Source organism: Chromobacterium vaccinii (assembly GCF_000971335.1).
GTDB classification, from domain to species: domain Bacteria; phylum Pseudomonadota; class Gammaproteobacteria; order Burkholderiales; family Chromobacteriaceae; genus Chromobacterium; species Chromobacterium vaccinii.
In genome coordinates, this window is the sequence record NZ_JZJL01000045.1 from 1 (window position 1) to 21,700 (window position 21,700).

Below are 21,700 nucleotides of genomic sequence, written 5' to 3' on the forward strand. Positions count from 1 at the left end.
GCCGCCTTCCAGCACCGCGCTGCCGCCGACGCTGATCAGCACATCGTTGCCTGCGCCGCCCTGCAGCGTGTCGCTGACATTGCCGCCGATCAGGATGTCGTTGCCGTCGCCGCCGACATGCAGGCCGTTCGCCCACTGGCTGATCTGCGCCGAAGTCCAGCTCGCGCCGTCAGCGAAGATCACGCTGCCCACCTGGGCGGAAGTCGCGCTGAACCAGTTCTGGATCAGGATGGAGTCGCTGCCGTTGACGTGCTTGAGGATCACGTCGTTGCCGGCGCGCACCACGACGATGTCCGAAACCGAGATGCCCGCGCCCAGACGGATTTCGCTCTGGTGGCTGACGGCAACGTTGACCGAGTTGTTGATGATGACGTCGTTGCCGTCGCCCAGGTTGAACACGTATATGTCGTGCGCGGCGCCGCCTTTCAGCGTGTCGTTGCCCTTGCCGCCTTCCAGCACCACGGTGCCGCCGACGCTGACCAGCACGTCGTCGCCGGCGCTGCCCTTGATGGTGTCGTTGCCGCCGACCACGATCAGCTTCTGCAGGTCGGCCGCGCTCCAGCGGACGCCATCAGCGAACACCACCTCGCCGGCCCAGCCCATCTTGTCCACCGCGCCGTTCTTGATGGTGACGCCATCCTGGCCGTTGGCCAGCATCAGCACCAGATCATTGCCGGACTTCAGCACCTTCACATCGGCCGCCTTGATGCCGGCCAGGAAGCGGATCTGGTCGCCCTTGCTGTACTGCGCCATCTTGGCCGCAGCCACGCCGTAGTTGATCTGGTCGCGGCCGCCGCCCAGGCCGAACTCGAACACGTCGCGGCCCTTGTTGCCCACCAGCACGTCGTTGCCGGAACCGCCGCGGAAGGTATCGTCGCCATTGCCGCCGATCAGCGTGTCGTTGCCGGCGCCGCCGTCGAGAATGTCCGCGCCGTCCTCGCCCTGCAGCAGGTCGTCGCCATCGGTGCCGTTCTGCATGCCCACCACGCGCTGGATCAGCTCCGCGCCCAGCCACACGCTGCCGTCGGCGAACACGATCTGGCCCTGCCAGCCGTGCTCGATGCTGAAGCCGCCCTGGATGGTGACGGAGTCGCTGCCATTGACGTGGATCAGCACGATATCGTCGCCCACTTGCTGCACGCGGATGTCCGAGACCGAAATGCCGACGCCGAAGCGGATCTCGTCATGCAGCGTCACCGCCACGTCCACATTGTGCGCGGCGATCACGTCATGGCCGTGGCCGGCCTCGAACACGTACACGTCGCTGCCGGCGCCGCCCACCAGGGTGTCGTTGCCGATGCCGCCGATCAGGGTGTCCGATCCGCCGTTGCCGATCAGCACGTCGTTGCCCGCGCCGCCGATCAGCACGTCGCTGCCTTCCCAGCCGGTCAGGGTGTCGTCACCGTCGGTGCCGGTCAGCGTGATGCGAAGATCGGCCTGGGTCCACACCGTGCCGTCGGCGAACACGATACGCTCGACGCGGCTGCCGGCGGCGGCGAAATAGCCCTCCACCGTCACGCTGTCGCTGCCGTTGGCGTGCTTGAGCACCAAGTCCATGCCCACCCGCACCGCAACCACGTCCTTGACCGCGATGCTGGCGCCGAAGCGGATCTCGTCCTGCACTGACACGTCCACGCTGGCGGTTTCGCGAATCACGTCCGCGCCGTCGCCCAGGTTGAAGATGTAGACGTCGGCGTCCGCGCCGCCGATCAGGGTGTCGTTGCCCTTGCCGCCTTCCAGCACATTGCGGCCGCTGCCGCCGTCGAGCCAGTCGTCGCCATCGCCGCCTTGCAGCGTGTCGTCGCCATCGTCGCCCAACAGCTTGTCGTTGCCTGCGCCGCCTTCCAGCCAATCGTCGCCGGCTCGGCCGTTCAGGGTGTCGTTGCCGCCCAAGCCGATCAGATGATCCTTGCCGATCCAGCCGGTCAGCGCCTCCTTGCGGTCAGTGCCGGTTTGCGTGATCACGCGTTGCGCCAGGTCGGCGATGCTCCAGCTGGCGCCATCGGCGAAGCTGATCTTCTCGATCCAGAAACTCTTGTCGGCGAACCAACCCTTGATCGTCACTGCGTCGTCGCCGTTGCGGTGCGACAGCACCAGATCGTCGCCGACATGCTCCAGCTGGATGTCTTCCGGACGAATGCCGGGGCCGAAACGCAATTCGTCGCGGTAGGCCGGATCGGTATCCGCGGCGTCGCGCTTGTCCTGGGCATTATCGGTCAGCGTGTCGTAGCCATCCCCCAGATTGAACAGGTAGAGATCGCCGTCCACGCCGCCTATCAAGGTATCGTTGCCTGCGCCGCCAGCCAGCACATTGTTGCCGCTGCCGGCGTTCAACAGATCATCCCCGGCCCCGCCCTGCAAGGTATCGTTGCCGGCATAGCCGTTCAATACATCGTCGCCGTCTCCGCCTTGCAGCAGATCGTTGCCTTCATAGCCATTCAGCGTATCGTTGCCGCCATTGCCGTTCAGCGTGTCGTCGCCGTCGCCGCCATTGATCACCTCTCCCATGTCGGTACCATTCAATACCTTGCCGGGGCTCTCTTGCGAAGTTGCCATTTTTTACCTTTCTGTTATCGGACTACTGCCTAAGCCAGGCATCGCTTTCCTGCGCGGCCACCCTATCCGCCGCATCAGAAGCAGCGATGCCCAGCAAATTCCTGTAAGCGTCCAAGCCCTGCTCGACGCTGTACCGTTCCGCCGTCCGCCGCGCCTGCCGCCGCATCCCCGGCGCATCCTCGCGCAACGCCTCTCTCACCCTCTCGATCAAGGCCTCCCGGTCGAAGAAGTCCACCAGGTGGCCGTTCACGCCGTCGCGGATCACTTCGCGCAGCGGCGCGGTGTCCGACGCCACGATGCGGCAGCCGCTGGCCATCGCTTCCAGCAGGCTCCACGACAGCACGAAGGGATAGGTCAGGTAGACGTGGACCGCCGACACCTGCAGCGCCTTGCGGTAAACGTCGTACGGCACCTTGCCGAGGAAGTGCACCCGGTCCGGATCGACCAGGTTTTCGCGCAGCAGCTTTTCGCGCCAATTGGCCGCGTCCGCCGGCGCGCTGCCGTAGCTGACGCCGTCGCCGCCGACGATCGCCACCTGGCAATCGGGCTCGGCGCGCAGCAGCTCGGGCAGCGCGCGCATGAAGACGTGGAAGCCGCGGTAGGGCTCCAGATTGCGCGCGACGTAGGTGACGATCTTCTGGCCAGCGCGCAGCGTGCGGCCGTTTGGCAGCGCCAGTTCGGCGGCGGGGTCGGGCTTCAACAGCTCGGTGCGGATGCCTTCATGCGCGACATGCAGCTTGTCGCGGTAGGCGGCTGGATGCAGGCTGTGCTGCCAGTGGGTGGGGCAGATGCCGGCGTCGGCGTTTTCCAGGTTGAGCAGGTGCAGCGCGTTGCGGGCGCGCAGCCGCGCGGCGCCGTCCAGGCTGAGCGGAAATTCCGGGTCGAAGTCGGCGTCCGCGCCGCGGCCGTGGTAGAAGAATTCGCAGTAGTGGATCAGCCGCGCGTCGGGAAACAGGTCTTTCAGGAACAGCGTCTCGCCCCAGCCGGGGTGGGCGAGGATGACGTCGGGCCGGTAGCCGCGATGGGCCAAGGGCTGCAAGCTGCGCAGCACCGCCTGGCCGTGCAGCACCGCGTCCTCGTAGCTGTACAGATAGGGGTGGGCCTGGCGGCTGGGCTGGCGGTGCGGCTTGTAGCGCAGCAGCCGCACGCCCTGCAGGCCGGGAGCGGTGTCGCGCCCCACTGCCAGCAGGTCGATGTCGGGCCGGGTTTTCAGATCATCGGCGATGTGGCGCAGCTGGCCGGGGAAATTCTGGTGGATCAGCAGGAGCTTCATCTCAACGCTCCCGCATGCCTTCGCCGACGTGTTCCTGCAGCGGGCTGAGGAAGTAGTCGATCACCCGGCGCTTGCCGGTCTTGATCTCGGCGCTGACCGCCATGCCGGCGCTCAGATTGACGCGCGCGCCGTCTATCACCAGGTGGCTTTGCTTCAGCCGGATGCGGGCGGGAAACAGCAGGCCGCGCTTTTCGTCCTGCTGCGCGTCGTGGCTGACGGTTTCCACCACGCCGTCCAGGTAGCCGTAGCGGGTGTAGGGGAAGCTTTCCACTTTCACCGTCACCGCCTGGCCGGGCCGGACGAAGCCGATGTCCTTGTTCTCGATCTGCGCTTCCACTTCCAGCGCCTCGTTGGCCGGCACCACGGCCAGCAGCGGCTGGGCCTCGGTCACCACGCCGCCGACGGTGTGGATGGCCAGCTGCTGCACGCTGCCGGACACCGGCGCGGTGAGCTGGGTCAGCGCCTGGCGGCGGCCGGTCTTCTTCACTTCCTCGCCGGACTGGGTGGTCTGCTCGCGCGCTTCGCGCAGCTTGTCCAGCGCGTCGCTGCGGAAGTTGGCGGTCAACGCTTCCAGCTCTTCGCGCTGGCTGGCGATGGCGGCGGCCAGCTCCTGGATGCGGCTCTTCTGGCTGGCCAGATCGCCCTGCTGCTCGATGCGCGCCTGCTGCTTGTCCAAGTAGGCGTGCTTGGAGATGAAGTTCTTGTCCAGCAGCTCCTGATAGTCATGCTCGCGCGCTTCGGCCAGCCGCACCGTGCCCTGCAGCTTGATCACCTGCTGGCGGGTGGTGGACAACTCGGCCTCGCGCTGACGCAGCGTGGCCTGCAGCGAATCGCGCTTGGCCTGATAGGCACGCCACTGGCCGACGGCCAGCGTTTCCTCGCTCAGCTGCTTGGCCGGGTCGACGCCGTCCAGCTTCTCCAGCTGCGGCAGCCGGCCGTTGTCCAGCGCGGCCAGCAGCGCCTGGTAGCGGGCGCCGGCCAGGCGAGCGGTTTCCAGCGCGTCGCCGGCCTTGCGGTTGTCGGCGCCGGCGGCGGTGGCGTCCAGCTCGATCAACAGCTGGCCAGCCTTGACCAACTGGCCGTCGCGCACGTGGATGGCCTTGACCACGCTGGGCTCCAGCGGCTGGATGATCTTGGTGCGGCCGCCGCTGACGGTCTTGCCGCCGGCGACGGCGACGATGTCCAGCTGGCCGATCAGCGCCCACAGCAGCGCGCAGACGAACAATGCCACGATCACGCGCATGCTCCAGCGCGGCAAGGGCGAGGCCGGGCTGTCGGTCAGCTCCAGGTGGGCGGGCAGGAAGGCCAGCTCGTCCTCGCTGCGCGGCTTGGGGTCGAGCTGGTGGCGGATGGACCAATGGTCGGCGAAGGCTTGGCGGTAGCGTTGCAGGAAGCCCCGCAACGCCTCAATCTGATGCTTCATCGCGGCTTATCCTTGCTGCAGGCTGTGGAGATGGGCGTAGTAGCCGCCCGGTTTCTGCGCCAGCTCGGCGTGGCTGCCGGCTTCGACGATCACGCCCTTGTCCATCGCGATGATGCGGTGGGCGCCGCGCACGGTTGACAGGCGGTGGGCGATGATCAGCACGGTGCGGCCCTGGCAGATGGCGCGCATGTTCTGCATCACCGCGCGCTCGGACTCGTAGTCCAAGGCGCTGGTGGCCTCGTCCAGGATCAGGATGCGCGGGTTGCAGACCAGCGCGCGGGCGATGGCGATGCGCTGGCGCTGGCCGCCGGACAGGCTGGCGCCGTGCTCGCCGACCATGGTGTCGTAGCCCTCGGCCAGCTCCATGATGAAATCGTGGGCGCCGGCCAGCTTGGCGGCGCGGATCACCGCGTCCAGCGACATGCCGGGATCGGACAGCGCGATGTTGTCGCGCACGCTGCGGTTGAACAGCAGGTTCTCCTGCAGCACCACGCCGATCTGGCGGCGCAGCCAGGCCGGATCGGCCAGGGCCAGGTCGTTGCCGTCCACCAGCACGCGGCCGGATTCCGGCACGTACAGCCGCTGCACCAGCTTGGTCAGCGTGCTCTTGCCGGAGCCGGAGCGGCCGACGATGCCCACCACTTCGCCGGCGCGGATGTCCAGGCTCAGCTTGCGCAGGATCTCCGGGCCGTCCGGGCGGTAGCGGAACACCACCTGGTCGAACTCGATCTTGCCCTGGATGGGCGGCAGCGCCGCGCGGCTGGCCGGCAACTCGGTGCGGGTGTTGAGGATGTCGCCCAGCCGCTCCACCGAGATGCCCACCTGCTGGAAGTCCTGCCACAGCTGGGCCAGGCGCACCACCGGCGCCGCCACTTGTCCGGCCAGCATATTGAAGGCGATCAGCTGGCCGACCGACAGATCGCCGCCGATCACCAGCTTGGCGCCCAGCCACAAGGTGGCCACCGTCACCAGCTTCTGGATCAGCTGCACGCCGTTCTGGCCGATATTGGCCAGCCGCGTCACGCGGAAGCCGGCGGCCACGTAGGCGGCCAGCTGGTTGTCCCAGCGCCGGGTCATGTGCGGCTCCACCGCCATCGACTTGATGGTGCCGATGCCGCCGACCGACTCCACCAGAAAGGACTGGTTGTCGGCGCCGCGGGCGAACTTCTCGTCCAGCCGCCGGCGCAGCACCGGCGTCAGCATGGCCGACCAGGCGGCGTAGCACGGCAGCGAGATCACCACGATCAGCGTCAGCCAGCCGCTGTAATAGAACATCACCGCAAGGAACACGAAGGAGAACAGCAGGTCCAGCACCGTGGTCAGCGCCTGGCCGGTGAGGAAATTGCGGATGCTGTCCAGTTCGCGCACCCGCGCCACGGTGTCGCCGACGCGGCGCGCCTCGTAATAGGCCAGCGGCAGCGCCAGCAGATGGCGGAACAAGCGCGCACCCAGCTCCACGTCGATGCGGCTGGTGGTGTGGGCGAACACGTGGCCGCGCAGGGCGGACAGGATCACGTTGAACACCGACAGCGCCAGCAGGCCGACGGCGATCACGTCCAGCGTGTTGAAGGCGCGGTTGACCAGCACCTTGTCCATCACCACCTGGAAGAACAGCGGCGTCACCAGCGCGAACAACTGCAGCACGAAGGACACGCCCAGCACCTCCAGCAGCAGCTTGCGGTACTTGACGATGGCCGGCACGAACCAGGTGAAATCGAACTTGACCAAGGCCCCGGCCGCCGACGCGCGCGAGGCGACCACCAGCAGCCGGCCGTCGTAGCGCGCCGCCAGCTCGTCCAGGCTCAACACCGCGGGACGGCCCTGCTTCAGATCGTGGATCAAGACTTTGTCGCCGTCGCAGCGGGCGACGATGAAGTGCTCGCCGTTGGCCGCCAGCGCCAGCGCCGGCAAGGCCATCAGGCCGATGCGGTCCAGCGGCTGCTGGACGATCTTGGCTTTCAGTTCCAGATGCTTGGCGGCGAGGAGGAGATCGATTTCGGAGAAGGGTTCGGCGGAGCGGCCGAATTGGTGGGAGAGCTGCTCGGGCTCGGCGGCGATGCCGTGGAACTGGGCCAACAGCACCAGGCCGAGCAGGCCATGGTCTGGCGCCGAAGCTCCCGGCGCGGTTTGGCCGCAAATAGGATCAGACATGTTTTTAATTGAACTGGTAAAAAGGATGGGAATTTGCAAAGGAAAATACCGGCTTTTCCTTTGAACAAAAATGTTAATTTTTACCAATTAAAAAATTGCCACCCCACCAGCGAAGTCAAACAAAGCCCAATTACCCGCACATTTCGATCCTTGCCTCGCCAAAGCCAAATAAAACTGGCGAGAACGTCTCCCCCTTTCGCCCTGCCTTATCGCCAGACCGAGACAAACTACGCCACGTCAACTACGTATAATTACTTACATAGTTAATACTCTAAATATCTCCCCAATCATCTGCCAACTGCCGAAATAATAAAAAGCCACGCATCTTCATGCGTAGCTTTATGATCAAACATCAGACCTGTTTATTTACTTCCAGCTGGACGCCATCACCGTCTGCAAGCCAAGCTGATAATCGGCTGGCAGCGTCATCTGGCCGGCAACTGGCGGATTGAACGCCGCCATCGTGGTGACCAGCGCCTGCACCTGGGAAGCAACCAACGTCTTGCCGACGCCCGAACGGATGGTTTCCAGGCGGCATTGCCGAACCAGTTGTCCACCACCTTGTCACCGGCAGAAGCGGATCTGCTCCGCCCAGTCAAGACATCCCGCTCTTAGCCTTCTTGCGCAACGCAGCACACAGCCAACCGGATACGATGCCTTTATCCAAATCCGGCTCAAACCTGCACAGGCCGACGGCGCTCGATGCGGATGCGCAGCACCAGCGCCGCGGCAAGCAGGCACAAGGCGCCGGAAATCATCGTCGCCGCGGTGTAGCTGCCCAGGCTGTTGCGCAGCATGCCCGCGCCCAGCGCGGCGAACGCGGCGCCCAGCTGGTGGCCGGCGACGATCCAGCCGAACACCACCGGCGCCTGCTCGCTGCCGAACACGCCGGTGGTCAGCTTCACCGTCGGCGGCACCGTCGCCACCCAATCCAGCCCGTAGAACAGGGTGAACAGCGGCAGGCCGTAGAAGTACTCCAGCCCGAAGGCATGCGGCAGATACAGCAGCGCCAGTCCGCGCAGCCCGTAATAGACGAACAACAGCGCCTGCGGCGCGAAGCGGTCGGACAGCCAGCCGGACAGCGTGGTGCCCAGCAGATCGAACATGCCCATCGCCGCCAGCAAGCTGGCGCCGCGCACCGGGGTCAGCCCGTAATCGCCGCACATCGCGATGAAATGGGTGCCGATATAGCCGTTGGTGCTGGCGCCGCAAACGAAGAAGCTGCCGAACAGCAGCCAGAAGTCGCCGGAGCGGCTGGCCGTTTTCAGCGCGCCGAAGGCGATAACGATGGGATTGTGATGCACGGCCGCGGGCGGCGGCGCGTTCTCCGCCTCGCCCAGCGGCCGCAGGCCGATGCTGGCCGGCCGCTCCGGCAGCAGCAGCCACGCCAGCGGAAACACGCAGACGATGCAGCCGGCAATCAGCCACACCGTGCCGCGCCAGCCATGCTGCCCGGTCAGCCAGGCCATCAGCGGCAGGAACACCAGCTGGCCGGTGGCCGAGCTGGCGGTCAGCAAACCCATCGCCAGCCCGCGATGCTGGACGAACCAGCGGTTGACTACCGACGCGCCCAATGTCATCGCCGTGGCGCCGGTGGCGCAGCCTACCATCACGCCCCACAGCAGCTGCAGCTGCCAGTTGCTGCGCATCAACGTGGACAGCGCCACGCTGACGGCCAGCAGCGCCAGCGCGCACAACACCGTGCGCCTGAGGCCGAAGCGCAGCATCGCCGCCGCCGCGAACGGCCCCATCAGGCCGAACAGCGCCAGGTTGATCGACAAGGCCAGCGAGATGGCGGAACGGCTCCAGCCGAACTCGCGCTCCAGCGGCACCATCATCACGCTGGGCGCGGCGCGGATGGCCGCGGTAGTCAACATCACCAGGAAAGTGACGCCGACGGCGATCCAGGCATAGTGGAAGCGTCCGCCCGTCCAATCGCGCATGCCGCTCATGCGATACCTCGCAAACTTTAAGAAACGCTTTTCTCAGATTAGCAAGCCACCACGTGATATACCGGACATGCTTGTATGCCCACTCACTTACCCACAACCCTGGGCAGATTGCAAAGTTATCAACAATCCAAAGACGCGCGCCACGCCATCGCGGTTAAACGGGGGCGAACCTTGAAACCCAGCCGCTCGAAAAACCATTCACGACCAGACAACGCTTCGCAGTAAATGGTATCGGTACCGCAGCGGCGCATGAATTCCCGCGCCAAGGCCTGACCCACACCCCGCCCAGCGCAGTCCCGATGCACGATGATTTCCGCCAACCAAGCCGCTTGCCAGCCATCGCTGAAACCGCGAGCCAAGCCCAGTACCCGGTCATCGTTCAGCGCACAAATGCCAAGTCCGCCACGAAATGCCCGCCCCATTGCCTGCAGATCAAACGATCGTGCCTCTCCCCATCCCTGGCTGGCGTACAACTCCGCCACTTGCGGCAAATAATGGACTGGCAAATCCGCAAGCGCTAAATATTGGCGGCCATCCAGCGTGAACCTCCTGCCTGCATCGCAATCAGCCATGCCTACGCTCCTGCGCCGCCTGGCGCATGAAATCCATGAATACCGCCATGCGGGCGGACAAGCCGCGCGACGAAGGCCACAGCAGCCGCAGCGCGACGAGCTCACCGTTTTCGCTGTTCAATAGTGGCCGCAAACTGCCGTCGTCCAGCTCGCGGCGAATGGAAACATCCGGCAGGCAGGCGATGCCCTGGCCTTGCAACGCGAACTCCAGCCGCGCGTGCACGCTGTTGCACACCAGCGCGCGCGGCAAGTCCGCCTCAACCAAGGGCCACGCTTCCAGCTTGCCGCTATTGGGCGAGCGATAATGGATCAGCTGATGGCCGGCCAGCTGCGCCGCGCTCGTCGGCCTGCCATGGCGCGCCAGGTAATCCGGCGCGGCGACGATGAGGCGGCGGAATCCCGGCAAGGCCAGGCTGCGCAGCTTGCCGTCGTCTCCCGCGCCCACCCGGATGGCCGCATCGAAGCCTTCCTCGATGATGTCCACATTGCGTTCGCTGTAATCCAGTTCCAGCGACACCTCGGGATAACGCAGTTGAAACGCCCCTAGCTCCGCCATCATCACCCCGCCGATGGGCGGCAGGCTCAGCCGCAACACCCCCTCCGGCAGACTTCCTGCCCGCTCCAGTTCCGCGCGCATCGCCGCAGCCTCTTCCAGCATGCGCCGACCCCGGCTCAGCACCGTCTCTCCCTCCGCCGTCAGCGCCAGCGCGCGGGTGCTGCGCTGCAGGAGACGCGCGCCCAGCTCGGCCTCCAATCGACTGACGCGCTTGCCCACAGCCGACGCCGACACCCCCAGACTCCGCCCCGCGCCGACAAAGCTGCCCTGTTCGGCCACCGTGATGAATACTGCCAGATCGCTCATTGAAGCCAGCACACTCCCCCCTTTCCAGAGCGGAAAGTGTAGCGCCATTCATGCCAAACGGCTCCACACAGTGCGGAGCGACCGCTGGCTGTTTCCCGCCAGGCCAGACAGTTAGGCTGGTGCCTTTCTTGCACTCAGGTATCGCCATGCCCTCTCCCCGCTTGTTGAGCCCCGCCTTGTTGACGCTGGCGGCCGCGGCTTTCGCCATCGGCACCGCCGAATTCGTCATCATGGGCTTGCTGCCCCTCATCGCCGCCGATCTGCGCATCGACTTGCCCAGCGCCGGCTATCTGGTTTCCGGCTACGCGCTGGGCGTAGTGGCCGGCGGCCCGTTGCTGGCCGGCTTAATGACCCGCCTCGAAGAAAAGCGCGCGCTGAGCGGACTGATGCTGATCTTCATTGTCGGGAATCTGGCTTGCCTGCTGGCGCCCGGCCTGTGGTCGCTGCTATTGGCGCGGATCTTAACGGCCTTCTGCCACGCCAGCCTCATCGGCGCGGCGGCGGTGATGGCGGCGCGGCTGGCCCCGGCCGGCATGGCCGGCCGGGCGATGGCGCTGATGTTCAGCGGCATGACGCTGGCCAATGTGCTGGGCGTGCCAGCCGGCACCCTGATCGGCCAATGGGCCGGTTGGCGCGCCAGCTTCGCCGCTGTGGCGGCGCTGGGCTTCCTCACCTTGTTGCTGATTCGTGCGCTGCTGCCGACCCACACGGGAGACAGGACTGGCGGCAAACCGCAAGCGCGTTTGCCCGGACAGGTCTGGCCGGCGCTGCTCGCCAGCGTGCTGGCCGCCGCCAGCATGTTCGCTTTCTTCACTTATTTGCTGCCGACGCTATCTCAGGTCAGCGGCCTGCCCCCGGAACAGTCCAGCGCGGCCTTGCTGCTCTGCGGCGCGGGACTGGTGGCCGGCGGCTGGATAGGCGGACGGCTGGCGGACGGGCAACTGGACAAGGCGCTGCTCCTGACCCTGGCACTGCTATGCGCCAGCCTGATCGCTTTCTGTCTGCTGGCTGCGCGCCTGCCTTTCGCGTTGGCGCTGATGACGCTATGGGGCGCCCTGGCTTTCGCCCTGTGCATGCTGCTGCAGACATTGGCGATACGGCTGGCGGGAGACGCCGCGGTCCAGGCATCCGCCTTCAACGTCGGCGCTTTCAATCTGGGCAATGCGCTGGGAGCCTGGCTGGCGGGAATATTGCTCAGCCATGGCGGCGTCTTGGAGCAGACCAGCCTGTTGGCCGCCGCGTTGGCAGGACTGGCTCTGCCACTCGCCAGCCTCGCTCTGGCCTCTGCCGCGAAGCCAAACTCTGCAAGCCTGCGCGCATGAAAAAACGGACCGCATGCGGTCCGTTTCCAAGCGGAACATCCTCTCAGGCTGCCAGCCTGGTCGCCAGCGCCCGCATGGTCTGCCAAGGCTCGCCCGGCTCGACGCCCTTGATCTGGCGGTCGATGCGCGCGCACTCGGACAAAGCGGCCATCAGCTTGCGCGGGCCGATGCGGCGCAGCGCCGGCTCCGCCAGCTTCTGCTTCTCGCCCCACAGCCTGAGCTCGCGCGCCATATCGCGCGGCTGGCGGCCGTCCTTCAGGCCCTGGCGCAACTTGAGCAGCATGCGCACGTCCTCGGCCAGCGACCACAACACCAGCACCGGCGCCTCGCCTTCGGCCATCAGCCCGTCCAGCATCCGCGTCAGCCTGGGCGTGTCGCCGGACAACCAGGCCTCGGACAGCTGGAACACGTCGAAGCGGGCGACATTGGCCACCGCCGCCTGCAGATCGTCCAGGCTCAACTCGGCCTTGGGATAGAGCAGCGCCAGCTTGTCCACTTCCTGCCGCGCGGCCAGCAGATTGCCCTCCACCCGGTCGACGAAGAACGCCAACGCCTCCGCGCCCAACTGCTGGCCCTGGGCCTTCAGCCGGCGGGCAATCCAGCCCGGCAGCTCGGCGCGGCCCACCGGGCGCGCCTCCACCACCTGGGCGATCCTGTCCAGCGCGGTGAACCACTTGCTCTGCTGCTGCGCCTTGTCCAGCTTGGGCAGCGTGATCAGGGTCACCGTATCTTGCGGCGGAGCGGCGGCGAGGCGCTGCAGCTCCTCCGCGCCCTCGGTGCCCGGCTTGCCGCCGGGAATGCGGATTTCCAGCAGCTTCAGCGAGGCGAACAGCGACACGCTGGACATCGAGTCGGTCAATTGCATCCAATCGAAGCCGCTTTCCACCGTCAGCACCTCGCGCTCCAGGTAACCGGCGGCGCGCGCTGCGGCGCGGACGGCGTCGGCCGCCTCCAGCGCCAGCAACGCCTCTTCGCCATGCACCAGGTACAGCGGCGCCAGCCCCTTGGCCAAGCCCGCGTTCAGCGCGTCAGGGCTGAGGGACGGCATCGGGCTTCACGCTTGCGGGACCGGCCAGCGGCGCGGCCGGCACCTTCAGGTAAGCCAGTCGGCGCACCACCTGCTCGGCGGCGTCGCGGCGCGCGTCGGCCCACAGCAGGTCTTCTTCCTGCTGCTTGCCCAGCACCTGGTTATCCGAGTAATTCAGGCTGCGGCGCACGGTCACCACCATGTCCGGATCGACCGGCACGCCGCCGATCACCGTACGCACCACCGCGGTGTAAGTCAGCTGGTATTCGTTGATGCGGCCGCCGGTATTGATGGTCAGGATGTCCTTGGACTGATTCTCGCTGACCACGCTCACCACCGCCTGCGCGCCCTTGGGCGCGGACATCACCGTCAGCTTCGGATCGCGCGCGAACACGGTGCGCAGATCCGATTCAATGCCCTTGCCGCTGGCCTCCAGATACATGGTGGAGAACGGCAGCGGCTTGAGCGGGCCGCCCAGGCCGCGCAAATGGAAGCCGCAGGCGGTCAGCAACAGCGCGAAACCGGCCAACAGCGCGAATCTCAGAGAGTGTTTCATTGCATCCCCCATGGCGGATGATCCGCCAGGCAAAAACGGCGCAGGACAAACCGCCCCGCGCCGCGTATCCGATATCGGTCCTAGCATGGCTGACAGCCCGTGGGGCCAAACAACGCCACGGGCCGGCCCACCCGCTAGACGACGATGTTCACCAGGCGGCCCGGCACCACGATGATCTTCTTGGCCGGCTTGCCTTCCATGAACTTGATCACGTTCTCGTGCGCCAGCGCCGCGGCCTCGATCGCATCCTTGGCAGCGTCGGCGGCCACGGTCACGCTGCCGCGCAGCTTGCCCGCCACCTGCACCATCAGCTCGATCTCGCTCTTCACCAGCGCGCTCTCGTCCACTTTGGGCCAGGACTGGGCCAGCAGCTCGGTGCCCGGCTTCAGCTCGTTCCAGATGCCGTCGCAGACATGCGGCACGATGGGAGACAACAGCAGGGTAGCGGTTTCCAGCACCTCCTGCGCCACGGCGCGGCCGGTCTCGCCCGCGGTGTCGGCCTTGTCGTAGGCGTTGAGCAGCTCCATCACCGCGGCGATGGCGGTGTTGAACTGCTGGCGGCGGCCGTAATCGTCGGCCACTTTCTGGATGGTGCCGTGCAGCTTGAAGCGCAGTTCCTTCTGGCTGGCGTTCAGCTCGCCCGCGGCATACGGCGCGACCACGCCGGCTTCGACGTGCTCGCGCGCGCTCTTCCACAGGCGCTTAAGGAAGCGGAACGCGCCCTCCACGCCGGCGTCGGACCACTCCAGGCTCTGCTCCGGCGGCGCGGCGAACATCATGAACAGGCGCGCGGTGTCGGCGCCGTATTTCTCGATGAATTCCTGCGGATCCACGCCGTTGTTCTTGGACTTGGACATCTTCTCGATGCCGCCGATCACCACCGGCTGGCCGTCGACGCGGTGCGTGGCGGACACGATCTTGCCTTTGGCGTCGCGCGTAAGGTCCACGTCCTGCGGCGCGATCCAGTCCTTGGAGCCGTTGGGCAGGTCGCGATAGAAGGTTTCGCAGATCACCATGCCCTGGGTCAGCAGGCTCTTGAACGGCTCGTCCGACGACACCAGGCCCTCGTCGCGCATCAGCTTGTGGAAGAAGCGCGCGTACAGCAGGTGCAGGATGGCGTGTTCGATGCCGCCAACGTATTGATCGACCTGCAGCCAGTAATCGGCGGCCTTCTTGTCCACCATCGCGGTGTCGCACTTCGGGCTGGCGTAGCGGGCGTAGTACCAGCTGGACTCCACGAAGGTGTCCATGGTGTCGGTTTCGCGCTTGGCCGCGCCGCCGCACTTCGGGCAGGCGGTTTCGTAGAATTCCGGCATCTTGGCCAGCGGGGAGCCGGCGCCGTCCGGGTGCACGTTTTCCGGCAGCGTCACCGGCAGGTCTTTTTCCGGCACCGGCACGTCGCCGCAGCTCGGGCAGTGGATGATCGGGATCGGGCAGCCCCAGTAGCGCTGGCGGCTGATGCCCCAGTCGCGCAGGCGATACTGGGTTTTCTTCTGGCCCAGGCTCTTGGCCTGCAGGTCGCCGATGATGGCGTCGAAGGCCGCCTGGTAGCCCAGGCCGTCGTACTTGCCGGAATTGACCGTCTTCACGGTGTCATCCTTGGCGCCGTACCACTCCTGCCAGTTGGCGGCGTCGTATTCGGCGTCGCCAGTGGCCAGGGTAATCACCTGCTTGATCGGCAGCGCGTACTTGTTGGCGAACTCGAAGTCGCGCTCGTCGTGCGCCGGCACGGCCATCACCGCGCCTTCGCCGTAGCCCCACAGCACGTAGTTGGCCACCCATACCGGCAAGCGTTCGCCGGTCAGCGGATGGATGACGAACAGGCCGGTGTCCATGCCCTTCTTTTCCATCTTGGCCATGTCGGCCTCGGCGACGGAGCCCGCCTTGCACTCGGCGATGAAGGCCTGCAACTCGGCGTTGCCGGCCGCGGCCTGGGTGGCCAGCGGATGTTCGGCGGCGACGGCGACGTAGGTGGCGCCCATCAGCGTGTCCGGACGGGTGGTGTAGACCTTCAATTCGCCGGCGTGGCCGATGCTGGCCTCGTCGTACGGGAACACCACGTCGGAGCCGTAGCTCTTGCCGATCCAGTTGCGCTGCATGGTCTTGACCTGCTCCGGCCAGCCGTCAAGCTTGTCCAGATCGGCCAGCAGCTGCTCGGCGTAGTCGGTGATGCGGAAGTAGTACATCGGGATTTCGCGCTTTTCCACCAGCGCGCCCGAACGCCAGCCGCGGCCGTCCACAACCTGCTCGTTGGCCAGCACGGTCTGGTCCACCGGGTCCCAGTTGACCACGCCGTTCTTCTTGTAGATCACGCCCTTTTCGAACAGGCGGGTGAACAGCCACTGCTCCCAGCGGTAGTAGTCCGGCTTGCAGGTGGCCAGCTCGCGTTCCCAGTCCAGCGCGAAGCCCAGGCTATCCAGCTGGGTTTTCATGTATTCGATGTTGGCGTAGGTCCACGCCGCCGGCGCGCCGCCATTCTTCATCGCCGCGTTCTCGGCCGGCAGGCCGAAGGCGTCCCAGCCCATCGGTTGCAGCACGTTGAAGCCCTGCAGGCGCTTGAAGCGGGCCAGCACGTCGGTGATGGTGTAGTTGCGCACATGGCCCATGTGCAGCTTGCCGGACGGATACGGGAACATCGACAGCGCGTAGTACTTGGGACGCGACGCGTCTTCCACGGCCTTGAAGGCGGCAGTCTTCTGCCATTTCTGTTGGGCGGCGGCTTCTACCGCCCGCGGGCTGTATTGTTCTTGCATGGCGATCTTTGTCTGGACTCTGAAATACAAAAGGCGGGCTGCCCGGGGCGCGATCCGCGCGCATGCATCCGGTCAGCCCGTCCGCAAAATGATTGCCCCATTATAACGGCGTCTTCGCGTCGGCGATAAGACCCAAAAAACAAATGCTTGGCGCGCGCCGCCTCAAGGGCAGGGCTTGAGCCCCCAGCCCTTGCGCCCGCGCCAGCAGGAGAAGTCTTCCTTCACCGCCCGCAGCGTCCAGACATTCTCCTCGCGGCTGAGCTCGAAGCGCTGGCGCACGCCCTTGACGCTGTCGTCCATCAGCCCTTCGCGGATCAGCGTGATGCCGGCCCGGTCGAACGCCTCCGGCTGGCTGGTCTGAACAACCTTCAGCGTGGCGTACTCGAAACGGCCATCCTCGCCCAGCCGGTTCTTGGCGAAACGCAACGCCAGCTCCAGCGGCAGCTCGCCCGGCTGGCCGGCAAAGGGCAGCCTGGCTTCGTCGCTGTAGGCGAAGGCCGCCGGCACCGCCGCCAGCATCCCCGCCACGCATACAATCGCGCTTCTCAACACTCGTCGTCCTTTCACTGTCGGTCAAACCGCTTCGACCACAGGCAAGCCGACAAGGTTGCAGAAGACCTTAGCCGCGCAACAGGCTGTACAGCATCTCGCTGGCCATCGCCGCCATCAGCACGGCGAAGGCCTTTTTCAGCCGCGGCACCGGCAGCCGGTGCGCGGCCTTCGCGCCAACCGGCGCCAGCAGCACCGTCATCAGCATCAGCGCCAGCATCGCCGGCAGGTAGACGAAACCCATGGCCCCGGGCGGCAATCCCGCCGCGCCCCAGCCGCTGTACAAGTAGCCGACCGCGCCGGACACGGCGATCGGCCAGCCCAGCGCCGCGCTGGTGGCGATGGCAGTGCGCACCGGCACATTGCACCAGCTCATGAAGGGCACGCTCATCGAGCCGCCGCCGATTCCCACCCAGCTGGAAATCATGCCTATCAGGCTGCCGGCGGCCCCCTGCCCGGCCCAGCCCGGCATGCCCCGGCCGCCTTTGGGCTGGCGTCCGACCAGCATCTGCAGCGCCACCGCGTAGGCGTAGGCGACGAAGAACCAGCGCAGCGCCAGGCCGGAAATCCAACCGGCGATCAGACTGCCCAAGAGCGTGCCCGCCACCATCGCCGGCGCCATGCCGCGCACGATGCGCCAGTCCACCGCGCCCTTCTTGTGATGCGCGCGCACGCTGGACAGGCTGGTGAACACCATCACCGCCAGCGAGGTGCCCACCGCCAGGTGCTGGGCATGCGCGCCGCCCACATGCGCGGCCGACAGCACCGCCAACACCACCGGCACGATGATCAGGCCGCCGCCCACGCCCAGCAGGCCAGCCAGAAAACCAGCCACCGCTCCGCAGGCCAGCAACGCGGCCCAAAGCTCAATCGACAACATGCCCGCCCCTTTTACCGATATCGGCTTCCATCATGCCAAAGAATCCCCCCGCTCCGCGCTTAAGCGCGCGCCATCCTCGCCGCGGCGGCCGAGCCAGCGCCGGCGGATCGCCTGGTTGCATGGCTCCGACCAATAGCGGGCTGCCAGATGCGCCAACAACGCCGATACCGCCACAAACGCGCACAACAGCGGCAGGCGCTCCCAATAACCGATGCTTCCCTTAGGCAGCAGATTGCGCAAGCCGGCCAGCACCACGATATGCAGCAAGTACAACTCATAACTGTGCCGCCCCAGCCAGCGCAGCGGACGCGTCGCCCGCTCGCGCCAGCCGTCCAGCGCCGGCGCGCGCGCCGCGCCCAGCAGGAACATCGCGCTGGCCAGCGCCACCCAGCTGAAGCCGAACACCTGGTTGCCGGCGATGCCCCGCAGATACACCCCGCTCAGCATCAGCAAACCCGCCCAGCGCAGCAGCCGGGCCTGGCCGTCGGCCAGCCGGACTCGATGAGCGGCCAAGGCGGCCAGACACCCGATGGCGATGGCGTCGAAACAAGCCAGGTAGCCGTACAAGTAGTCGATTTCGTTGTCGAGATGCGCCGCCCGGTAAAACGGCCCGGCGGCGATCAGCAGCAGGCAGACCGCCGCCAGCAGCCAGGTCCGCCTCAGCGCGAGACACAATAGCGGCAGCGCCAGATAGAACACCTCCTCCACCGACAGCGACCAATAGACGTTCAGGCAATAGTTGAAGTAGCCCACCGACTGCATCAGCAGGTTGTGCCAGAAGGTCAGCACCGAGCCGGCCGCCGCCCAAAAGTACGAGGCCGGCAAATGGTGGCCGCCGTCGGTATTGCTGAAATGGGGCAGGCCCAGGCTGCCCAGCGCGACGATGAGCGCCAGCGTCGGCAGCAGCAGTGGCATGATGCGGGCGAAGCGCCGCACGTAGAAAGCGCGGATATCGATGGCCGGCAAACTGCCCCAGCGCCGCAAAGACTGCGACACGATCAGGAAGCCGGACACGACGAAAAACATCGTCACGCCGTAATTGCCGTTGCGCGCCAGCGCGCCCAGCAAGGCCGCCGACAGCAGGCTGCCCAGAAGGCTGTCCTTGATGCCGTAGGCCAGCATGAAGTGCAGCAGCAGCACGCAGCCGATGGCGATGCCGCGCAGGCAATCTATCCGCGGATTGCGCGGTTGGATGGAAGACATCGCGCATCCCGGAATGGAAACGCCAAAATATTACACAGGAATATCCGCGCGCCAAGCGTCAACGCGGCTGGCCCACGCCGAGCAAGTCCATCAGATACGCCCACTCCTCGGCCGTCACCGGCGTGATCGACAAGCGATTGCCGCGCTTGAGCACCGTCATGCCCTCCAGCAGCGGATGCTGGCGCAACTCGGCCGGCGACAGCAGCCGCGTCTTCTCGACAAAGCGCACGTCCACGCACTGCCAGCGCGGATTGGCAGGGTCGGACTTGGGATCGTGGTAAGGGCTGGCGGGATCGAACTGGCTGGAATCCGCATGCGCGGCGGCCGCCACTTCGGCGATGCCGGCGATGCCTGGCTCGGGGCAGGACGAATGCCAGAACAGCAGCAGATCGCCGGGGCGCATGTCGTCGCGCATGAAATTGCGCGCCTGGTAATTGCGCACGCCAGTCCATTCGAACAGCCGCGCGGGCTCGGCGGCAAGATGGTCGATCGAGGTTTCGTCCGGTTCGGACTTCATCAGCCAATAGCGCATGGGCAATATCTGTTAATCGCTGAGTGGATCGGGAAAGACTTGCTCAATCTTACTGGAAAGATTGCTTCGTATGCTGGCGGTAACGGGACAGGCACGCTGTCCGGCATCGCGGGAGCGCGAAAATGAAACAATGGATTCTGGCCGTCGTGGCAATCAGCAGCCTGGCCGGCTGCGTAGTGGAGCCGCCGCGCGTCGCGGTGGCGCCGGTGGTGGTGCGACCCGCCGTGGTGGTGCCGGCAACGCCGGTGTATTACTACGGCTACGGCCCGCGCTACGGCTGGCGCTGAGCGTGGCTGACAAACTCCTGATGCTGCGTTGCGCCGACTGGCGGTACTCAAGCGCTGCCTGCGTCGGCACGCCTTGCCTCAGGGGTGAAACGGATTTTTGTTAGCCGCGCCAAGCCTGTTCAGCGGCTTTTCATCCACAGCCAGCCCAGCGGCAAGGCCGCATTGGCCAACGCGCCAAGCCAGTACAGCGCCAGGAAGGGCTGCTTGCGGGTCTTGTGGCGGAACGCCCGCTGCGCCAGCCAGGCGGCCGGCCAGCCGCCGGCCAGATGCAGCCATTGCAGCCTGGCTTCAGGAATGCGCCACTGGCCGCGCAGCGCCGCGCGCTTGTCCAGCCAATAGGCCAGCAGCGTGGGCGCGGCCATCAGCGCGTAAGGCAGCCACCACCACCAGGCCAGCCGGCCCAGCAGGCAGGCGGCGAGCAGAGGCAGCAGCAGCAGCAGGATCATGCGCCCGCCTCCCTCAGCGGCAAGCGGCGCAAGCCGGATTCGGTCAGCAGCCAGTCCAGCCTCACGTCCCATGCCTCGCGCGGCACCGCGTCCACCAGCTGGCAGTCGAAAGCCACGCCCACCAGCAGCGGCTTGCCGCTCAAGGCATGCCGGCGGCGAAAGGCCAGCGTGCTGTCGTAGAAGCCGCCGCCCTGTCCCATCCGGTAGCCGTCCCGGTCCACACCCAGCAAGGGCACGAACACCACGTCCAGCCGTTCGGCGCGCAGCCGCGCGCCGGCGTACTCCAGGATGCGGTAACGGGGATGCAGATACCAGCGGTCGGCGGCGCCCAGCCTGGTGAACCACAGCCGGCGGCCCCGCCGCGGAATCTGCGGCAGATAGACCTCCGCGCCGCGCCATAGCGCCGCGTTCATCACTTCGGCCAGGTCAAGCTCGGAGCCGGCGGCGAGATAGCCGCCGACGCGCTTGCCTCGACCCAATAGACGAGAAGCGTGGCGGGCGATCGCGCGCGCGGCTTCGGCGCGGCAAGCCGGCGGCAGCGCGATGCGGGCGCGGCGAAGCTGGCGGCGCAGCGCCGTCTTATCGATTGCGGGGGAAGATGCGGTCATGTTGGAGGGGGAACCCCCGCGAGTGCCGTTCGGGCTAAATTCGCTTGTACCCTGTTTCCAGGAGGGGCCGCCTGCCAAACATTTCGGGCGCGTTCATCAGGGAACGCGGCACGCCCATGTCTCACGCTGGCAGCCAAAAGCGAACGCATTGGTACAAAGGAATTGTGCGCCGTCACGAACACCGCAGGGGATAAACTGACCTTTGGTGCGCCAGCGCCGCTCGGCTTAAAACAGCGGCTGCTGGCTTTGGCTCAGCGCCTGATCGGCTGCTTCGCTCATGCCACGTATTTTACGCTGAAACGCCTCAATCTCCAAGCCTTCGCCCACTTTTGTCTTCAAGAGGTCGTGCGCGATGTTCAGCGCGGCCATGATGGCGATCTTGTCGGCGTCCATCACCTTGCCATGCTGCTGGATGGTGGAGATTTTGCCTTCCAGCAGGCGGACCGCTTCCAGCAGCGTTTCCTGCTCGTCCTGCGGCGTGCCGATGGTGAAATGCCTGCCCAGCAGCTCGATGTCGACCTGAACCACGTCGCTCATTGCTCGTTCTCCGGCGCGGCGGGCAGGCGCGCCACCAGGGCCGCCACCCGACTGCGGGTTTCGTTGACGCGGAAGTTCAGCTCGGCGTTCTCCTTCAGCGCTTCGGACAGCGCCTCGGCGAACCGGCCGTTCTGGACTTCCAGTTCCCGGATGCGGGCGATCAGCGCCGCGACGCGGGATTCGAGGTATTCCAGTTCATTGTCCATGGCGG

General features: G+C 66.2%; 21 protein-coding genes and 1 other RNA gene. 2 read left to right on the plus strand and 20 right to left on the minus strand.

Annotated elements, in window-relative coordinates; translation table 11 throughout:
* From VL52_RS18385 to VL52_RS18415, 8 genes are all read right to left on the minus strand, one after another.
* The coding region (locus tag VL52_RS18385) for a calcium-binding protein (RefSeq protein ID WP_326980827.1) at positions 1–2,556 on the minus strand (2,556 nt) is incomplete at its 3' end.
* 22 nt (positions 2,557–2,578) lie between these two features.
* Positions 2,579–3,829 (minus strand): glycosyltransferase family 4 protein, encoded by a 1,251-nt coding sequence (locus VL52_RS18390; RefSeq protein ID WP_046158397.1) that lies wholly within the window; start codon positions 3,827–3,829, stop codon positions 2,579–2,581.
* Between the two features lies 1 nt (position 3,830).
* Complete coding sequence (locus VL52_RS18395; protein ID WP_046158398.1) at positions 3,831–5,252, minus strand: HlyD family type I secretion periplasmic adaptor subunit; 1,422 nt, start codon at positions 5,250–5,252, stop codon at positions 3,831–3,833.
* 6 nt (positions 5,253–5,258) lie between these two features.
* A complete protein-coding gene (locus VL52_RS18400; RefSeq protein WP_046158399.1) occupies positions 5,259–7,403 on the minus strand; it encodes a type I secretion system permease/ATPase in 2,145 nt (714 codons plus the stop codon).
* 366 nt (positions 7,404–7,769) lie between these two features.
* A complete protein-coding gene (locus VL52_RS25600) occupies positions 7,770–7,901 on the minus strand; it encodes a hypothetical protein (RefSeq protein ID WP_268753722.1) in 132 nt (43 codons plus the stop codon).
* Between the two features lie 176 nt (positions 7,902–8,077).
* Complete coding sequence (locus VL52_RS18405) at positions 8,078–9,346, minus strand: MFS transporter (protein ID WP_235429331.1); 1,269 nt, start codon at positions 9,344–9,346, stop codon at positions 8,078–8,080.
* Positions 9,347–9,474: 128 nt separating this feature from the next.
* On the minus strand, positions 9,475–9,927 hold the full coding sequence (locus VL52_RS23550) for a GNAT family N-acetyltransferase (protein WP_052729396.1): 453 nt from the start codon (positions 9,925–9,927) through the stop codon (positions 9,475–9,477).
* A complete protein-coding gene (locus VL52_RS18415; protein WP_200896050.1) occupies positions 9,920–10,789 on the minus strand; it encodes a LysR family transcriptional regulator in 870 nt (289 codons plus the stop codon). The genes VL52_RS23550 and VL52_RS18415 overlap by 8 nt, the downstream gene beginning before the upstream one ends.
* Before the next feature lie 146 nt (positions 10,790–10,935).
* Between VL52_RS18415 and VL52_RS18420 the strand changes: the two genes are divergently transcribed.
* Complete coding sequence (locus VL52_RS18420) at positions 10,936–12,111, plus strand: MFS transporter (protein ID WP_046158402.1); 1,176 nt, start codon at positions 10,936–10,938, stop codon at positions 12,109–12,111.
* A 43-nt stretch (positions 12,112–12,154) separates the two neighbouring features.
* Here VL52_RS18420 and holA read toward each other — a convergent pair whose 3' ends face one another.
* The 7 genes from holA to VL52_RS18455 form a co-directional block, all read right to left on the minus strand.
* Positions 12,155–13,159 carry a DNA polymerase III subunit delta gene (gene holA / locus VL52_RS18425; RefSeq protein ID WP_046158403.1) on the minus strand — a complete coding sequence of 335 codons (1,005 nt, stop codon included), beginning with the start codon at positions 13,157–13,159 and terminating at the stop codon, positions 12,155–12,157.
* A complete protein-coding gene (locus tag VL52_RS18430) occupies positions 13,140–13,694 on the minus strand; it encodes an LPS-assembly lipoprotein LptE (RefSeq protein WP_046158404.1) in 555 nt (184 codons plus the stop codon). Before VL52_RS18430 ends, holA begins: the two co-directional genes overlap by 20 nt.
* Before the next feature lie 134 nt (positions 13,695–13,828).
* Entirely contained in the window at positions 13,829–16,447 is a 2,619-nt protein-coding gene (gene leuS, locus VL52_RS18435; protein WP_046158405.1) for a leucine--tRNA ligase, read from the minus strand.
* A gap of 162 nt (positions 16,448–16,609) precedes the next feature.
* The gene (locus VL52_RS18440) at positions 16,610–16,996 is read right to left on the minus strand and encodes a hypothetical protein (protein WP_144410320.1); all 387 of its coding nucleotides are present in this window, start codon (positions 16,994–16,996) and stop codon (positions 16,610–16,612) included.
* Between the two features lie 70 nt (positions 16,997–17,066).
* Entirely contained in the window at positions 17,067–17,876 is an 810-nt protein-coding gene (locus VL52_RS18445; protein ID WP_046158407.1) for a sulfite exporter TauE/SafE family protein, read from the minus strand.
* Positions 17,877–17,906: 30 nt separating this feature from the next.
* Positions 17,907–19,079 carry an acyltransferase family protein gene (locus VL52_RS18450; RefSeq protein WP_046158408.1) on the minus strand — a complete coding sequence of 391 codons (1,173 nt, stop codon included), beginning with the start codon at positions 19,077–19,079 and terminating at the stop codon, positions 17,907–17,909.
* A gap of 58 nt (positions 19,080–19,137) precedes the next feature.
* Positions 19,138–19,611, minus strand: a complete 474-nt coding sequence (locus VL52_RS18455) for an EVE domain-containing protein (RefSeq protein WP_046158409.1) — start codon at positions 19,609–19,611, stop codon at positions 19,138–19,140.
* 122 nt (positions 19,612–19,733) lie between these two features.
* On the opposite strand from VL52_RS18455, the gene VL52_RS25255 reads away from it, so the two are divergent.
* Positions 19,734–19,898: a hypothetical protein gene (locus tag VL52_RS25255; RefSeq protein WP_186338502.1), complete on the plus strand. Its 165-nt coding sequence runs from the start codon at positions 19,734–19,736 to the stop codon at positions 19,896–19,898.
* Positions 19,899–20,017: 119 nt separating this feature from the next.
* Here VL52_RS25255 and VL52_RS18460 read toward each other — a convergent pair whose 3' ends face one another.
* The 5 genes from VL52_RS18460 to VL52_RS18475 all read right to left on the minus strand — a co-directional run bounded on the left by VL52_RS18460 (position 20,018) and on the right by VL52_RS18475 (position 21,695).
* A complete protein-coding gene (locus VL52_RS18460) occupies positions 20,018–20,344 on the minus strand; it encodes a DUF1294 domain-containing protein (RefSeq protein WP_046158410.1) in 327 nt (108 codons plus the stop codon).
* Positions 20,341–20,952 carry a 5-formyltetrahydrofolate cyclo-ligase gene (locus VL52_RS18465; protein ID WP_046158411.1) on the minus strand — a complete coding sequence of 204 codons (612 nt, stop codon included), beginning with the start codon at positions 20,950–20,952 and terminating at the stop codon, positions 20,341–20,343. Before VL52_RS18465 ends, VL52_RS18460 begins: the two co-directional genes overlap by 4 nt.
* Positions 20,953–20,961: 9 nt before the next feature.
* Positions 20,962–21,145, minus strand: a non-coding RNA gene (gene ssrS, locus VL52_RS24165) — 6S RNA.
* 32 nt (positions 21,146–21,177) lie between these two features.
* Positions 21,178–21,489, minus strand: a complete 312-nt coding sequence (locus VL52_RS18470; protein WP_046158412.1) for a cell division protein ZapA — start codon at positions 21,487–21,489, stop codon at positions 21,178–21,180.
* Positions 21,486–21,695 (minus strand): hypothetical protein, encoded by a 210-nt coding sequence (locus tag VL52_RS18475; RefSeq protein WP_011134052.1) that lies wholly within the window; start codon positions 21,693–21,695, stop codon positions 21,486–21,488. Before VL52_RS18475 ends, VL52_RS18470 begins: the two co-directional genes overlap by 4 nt.
* Between the last annotated feature and the right edge of the window lie 5 nt (positions 21,696–21,700).